Below are 4,344 nucleotides of genomic sequence, written 5' to 3'. Positions count from 1 at the left end.
CTCCGCCAGGATCAGGCGGCCGATCACGCCGGCTGCGGCCGACCTCAAACTCGGACTCGAGCCCTCCCCTGCCGACGTCGCCGCCTCGCAGGAATAATCGCCAAGCCGCGCCGGCTTACATTCGTCATCGCTAAAGTTTAAGCTGCCGCATCCGCGCTGTTCTGCTATGGTTTGACGACCAGAAATCGTCAGGCCGGGGTGGAAATCTCGTGAGGCCGATCGAGACGCGATACGCCCGTAGCGGCGATATGAGGATCGCCTATCAGGTGGTCGGGCAGGGATCGCTCGATCTGGTCTTCGTGCCGGGCTTCATTTCCAACCTCGACCTGCACTGGGAAGACGAGGGCTATACCAGGCTCTTGAAGCGGCTTTCGGCATTCTCGCGGCTGATCCTGTTCGACAAGCGCGGCACGGGTCTGTCCGACCGCGTCGACGCGCATAACCTGCCCAGTCTCGAAACGCGGATGGACGATGTGCGCGCGGTTTTGGACGCTGCCGGCAGCGGCCGTGCAGCCCTGCTCGGCTCCTCCGAAGGCGCGCCGATGGCGATGCTGTTCGCCGCCACCTATCCGGAGCGGACGCGGGCGCTGGCGCTCTATGGCGGCTATGCGCATTTCCACAAATGGGTGATGTCGCCCGAACGCCTCGACGCTTTCATCGAGATGGCGGAGACAGCCTGGGGCACCGGCGCCACTCTGCCCCATTTCGCGCCGAGCCGGGTCGACGACGCGCATTTCGCCCAGTGGTGGGCACGTTTCGAACGATTGTCGGCGAGCCCGACGGCGGCGGCGGCGCTGGCGCGCATGAACGCCGACGTCGACATCCGCCACATCCTGAACGTGATCAGCGCGCCGACGCTTGTGATTCATCGCCGCAACGATGCGCGGGTCGACCCCGATGCCAGCCGCTTCCTTGCACAGAAGATTCCCGGCGCCCGGCTGGTCGAGATTGCCGGACGCGACCATCCGATCTGGACCGGCGATGTCGACGGGGTGGCCGACTTGATCGAGGAATTCCTGACCGGCGAGCGCGCCGTAGGCGAAGTGGACCGCGTGCTGGCGGCACTTCTGGTGACACGCATCTACGATACGGCGCGGCTCGGCGACCGCATGTGGAGCGAACGCAGCCAACGCTTCCAGGAAACCTGGCGGCTGCTGGTCGGACGCCATGGTGGGCGCTCTGTGGGCCTGCATGGCGAGTTGATGATTTCGCGCTTCGACGGCCCGGCACGCGCCATACGCTGCGCGGCAGCCCTGCGCGAGGCGGCGCAGGAAATCGGCGTGGCAAGCGCGCAAGGGGCGCATGTCGGCGAGATCGAAATGCGCGGTCCGCCCGTCGGGATGACGGCGCGGGTGGCGATGCAACTGGCCGCCCATGCCGGCCGCGGCGACATTATCGCGTCGCGTCTGATCGCCGATCTGGCGGCTGGGTCGGGCCTGCATTTCACCGACGCCGGGCGCATCAGCGTCGACGAGTTGGAGGAGCCGCTGGCGCTGGTCCATGCGACGTCCGAACAGCATCTGGAACCCGCCTGCCGGCCCAAACCCAGGGTTGCCGAGCCGGCCGCATTGACGGCGCGCGAAAGCGAGGTGGTGAGCCTCGTCGCCGACGGCAAGAGCAATGCCGCGATCGCCGCCGAATTGAGGCTGAGCGAACACACGGTCAAGCGCCATGTCGCCAACATACTGCTCAAGCTGGACCTGCCGTCGCGGGCGGCGGCGGCGGCGTTTTCGGCCAGGCACCCTGGCCCGCACGGGCCATGAGAGCCATGGCGCTTTCGGGCGAAGCGGCCATGGGCGGGTAAGCGCTATCAATTCTCTCCATGCAGGCCAGGCGGATGTCGTCGGGAAAGGTGCTGCGAACGGAGGAGGAAATGCTGACGTCGAACCAAACACTCAAATCGCTTGCGATAGCGGCAAGCGTCGGAGCGCTGTTCGCTATCGCTCCCGCAAAGGCCGAGGATGCGTCCGCGGCGGCTGCCTACAAGGATATCGAGGCGACGCTCGGCTCGGTGCCGGACATGTTCAGAACGCTGCCGGATGTGGCCGTTGCCGGCGCTTGGGCCGAGATCAAGGGCGTGCAGCTCAACCCGAAGACGGCGCTTGACGGCAAGACCAAGGAGCTTTTGGGCCTCGCCGTCGCGGCGCAGATCCCATGCCAGTATTGCATCTATTTCCACACCGAGGCGGCCAAGCTCAACGGCGCCAGCGACGAGGAGATCAAGGAGGCGGTCGCGATGTCCGCGATCGTGCGCCACTGGTCGACGATGCTCAACGGCAGTCAGGTCGATCTGACGACCTTCAAGAAGCAGGCCGACGACGTGTTCGCGGCCGTCAAGGCGAAGTCGCAGTGAGGAAATCCCTGCCCGGCGACGAGCGCCGGGCAGCCCTTCGACCATCAACCGCCCGGTCGCAAGACGGGCCAATGGAGGATGACATGCTGACCAAGACCCAAACAGTGGATGGCGCATCGATCAAGAAGGCCATCGAAACCCGTGACGGCAAGATGCTGTCGAGCTTCTATGCCGACGACGCGCTGGTGCGGGTGATCGACCGCAACAACCCGCCGAGCAAGCCGCGCGAGATCCGCGGACGCGCGGCGATCACCACATTCTGGGACGACATCTGCAGCCGGGCGATGACCCACAAGGTCGACACCACCATCGCCGACGGCGACAGCCTCGCCTTCACCCAGGCCTGCGCCTATCCGGACGGCACCAAGGTGTTCTGCGCGGCGATGCTGGAGCTGAAAGACGGGCGGATCGCAAGGCAGACCGTCGTGCAGGCCTGGGACGAGTAGACCAACAGCCTGTGGATCAACCGCGGCCTGGGCCGCAAACCTGGAGGAGAAGACGATGTTCAGCGCCAGATGGCAGATCGACGCCAAGTTCGGGCACAAGCAGACCGTGCTCGACCTGTTGAAGAAATGGGAACGCGAGATCGGCTCGCAGGTCGGCATCGACGAGCTGGAATTCCAGATCATGACCGGTTCGATCGGCGCGCGGGAGGCGACGGTCGAGTCCCATCACCAGGTCGAAAGCCTGGCCCAACTGGAGGCGTTCTTCGCCAAGATCGGCAAGATCGACGCGCATGCCAAATGGGGCAAGGAGATCGAGCCCTATGTCGTGTCGGGCACCAGCCTGTGGAATATTTATCGCATTGTGGAGTAGTGACTCTTCTCCCCGTTTCACGGGGAGAAGATGCCGGCAGGCAGATGACGGGCGGAGCCCGCTTTGCCAGGGACGCGCTGCCCCTCATCCGGCCCTTCGGGCCACCTTCTCCCCGTAAAGCGGGGAGAAGGGAAGGCGCTAGCTGTGAGCCACCATCACATGGCGCACGGCGGTGTAGTCTTCCAGCGCGTAGAGCGACATGTCCTTGCCGTAGCCGGACTGTTTCAGCCCGCCATGCGGCATCTCGTTGGTCAGCATGAAATGCGTGTTGATCCAGGTGCAGCCATATTGCAGGCGGGCGGCCGTCGCCATGGCGCGCGAGACATCCTTGGTCCATACCGATGACGCCAGGCCGTAGTCGCTGTCATTGGCCCAGTTCACCGCGTCGTCGACTTCCGAAAAACGAGTAACCGAGACGACCGGGCCGAACACTTCGCGGCGGACAATCTCATCTTCCTGCAGCGCGCCGGCGACGACGGTCGGCTGGTAGTAGAAGCCAGAACCCTCGCCCGGCTTGCCGCCGGTGGTGATCTCGATGTGCTTCAGTTCCGAGGCGCGCTCGACGAAACTCGACACGCGGTCGCGCTGGCGGCGGGAGATGAGCGGGCCGATCTCGTTTTCAGTGTCGTCGGGACGGTTGTATTTGATGGTCGAGACGGCCGAGGAGAGATCGGCGACGAGTTTGTCGTAGATCTTCTTGCCGGCGTAGATGCGGCAGGCGGCGGTGCAGTCCTGGCCGGCATTGTAATAGCCGAAGGCACGCAGACCGCTGACCACGGCGCCAAGATCGGCGTCGTCAAAGACGATGACCGGTGCCTTGCCGCCGAGCTCGAGATGCGTGCGCTTGACCGACTTGGCGGCCGCCTGCAGCACTTTCTTGCCGGTGGCGACGTCGCCGGTGATCGAGATCATGTTGACCTTGGGATGATTGATCAGCGTGTTGCCGACGCTGTCGCCGCGGCCGAGGACGACATTGACCACGCCTTCCGGCAGGATTTCCGCAAGTATCTTGGCAAGCTTCAGCGCCGTCAGCGGAGTCTGCTCCGACGGCTTGAAAACGACCGTGTTGCCGCCGGCGATCGCCGGCGCCAGCTTCCAGGCCATCATCATCAGCGGGTAGTTCCACGGCGCGATGGAGGCGACGATGCCGATCGGGTCGCGCCTGACCATCGAAG

The 4,344-nt window shown here is 64.8% G+C and carries 5 protein-coding genes; 4 read left to right on the top strand and 1 reads right to left on the bottom strand.

Features of this window, described 5'->3' with window-relative positions; all coding sequences use genetic code 11:
• Positions 1–209: 209 nt before the first annotated feature.
• The 4 genes from EN893_RS20625 to EN893_RS20610 all read left to right on the top strand — a co-directional run bounded on the left by EN893_RS20625 (position 210) and on the right by EN893_RS20610 (position 3,169).
• Positions 210–1,763 (top strand): alpha/beta fold hydrolase, encoded by a 1,554-nt coding sequence (locus EN893_RS20625; protein ID WP_127267878.1) that lies wholly within the window; start codon positions 210–212, stop codon positions 1,761–1,763.
• Between the two features lie 110 nt (positions 1,764–1,873).
• The gene (locus EN893_RS20620; RefSeq protein WP_127267879.1) at positions 1,874–2,353 is read left to right on the top strand and encodes a carboxymuconolactone decarboxylase family protein; all 480 of its coding nucleotides are present in this window, start codon (positions 1,874–1,876) and stop codon (positions 2,351–2,353) included.
• Positions 2,354–2,436: 83 nt separating this feature from the next.
• Positions 2,437–2,799: a nuclear transport factor 2 family protein gene (locus EN893_RS20615; RefSeq protein WP_127267880.1), complete on the top strand. Its 363-nt coding sequence runs from the start codon at positions 2,437–2,439 to the stop codon at positions 2,797–2,799.
• Between the two features lie 55 nt (positions 2,800–2,854).
• On the top strand, positions 2,855–3,169 hold the full coding sequence (locus tag EN893_RS20610; protein WP_127267881.1) for a hypothetical protein: 315 nt from the start codon (positions 2,855–2,857) through the stop codon (positions 3,167–3,169).
• Between the two features lie 138 nt (positions 3,170–3,307).
• On the opposite strand, the gene EN893_RS20605 is transcribed toward EN893_RS20610, so the two are convergent.
• A partial coding sequence (locus EN893_RS20605) for a gamma-aminobutyraldehyde dehydrogenase (RefSeq protein WP_164900987.1) occupies positions 3,308–4,344 on the bottom strand: 1,037 nt, incomplete at its 5' end.

This window comes from Mesorhizobium sp. M7A.F.Ca.CA.004.04.2.1 (assembly GCF_004022825.1).
GTDB lineage: Bacteria > Pseudomonadota > Alphaproteobacteria > Rhizobiales > Rhizobiaceae > Mesorhizobium.
This window is presented reverse-complemented; position numbering and strand designations above follow the sequence as displayed.